The following is a 245-nucleotide window of genomic DNA, read 5'->3' as shown; positions in this document are numbered from 1 at the left end:
ACTTCGGCGCGGTAGGTGGGCACCTGGATGGGGGCAGCCGATGGAGCCGGTGGCGGCGAAGGCGGGCCGGCTGTTGCTGGGGGTTCCGCAGGTGCCGGCGGCGCTGGGGATGCCGGTAGCACCGCTGGCACGGGTGGTGCAGCTGGGGCCGGTAGCGCAGGCGGGGCCGGTGGCGCGGGAGGAGCCGGCGGAGGAGGCGGAGGCGGAGGCGGAGGCGGCGGCGGAGGCGGCGGCGGCGGCGGCGG

1 protein-coding gene is annotated in these 245 nt (G+C 80.0%); it reads left to right on the top strand.

All coding sequences use genetic code 11. From position 1 onward, the window contains the following. A partial coding sequence (locus APY03_RS43035; RefSeq protein WP_198161375.1) for a hypothetical protein occupies positions 1-245 on the top strand: 245 nt, incomplete at both ends.

Origin of the sequence: Variovorax sp. WDL1, from assembly GCF_001541225.1 — a bacterium.
Classification (GTDB): Bacteria; Pseudomonadota; Gammaproteobacteria; order Burkholderiales; family Burkholderiaceae_C; genus Variovorax.
This window is presented reverse-complemented; position numbering and strand designations above follow the sequence as displayed.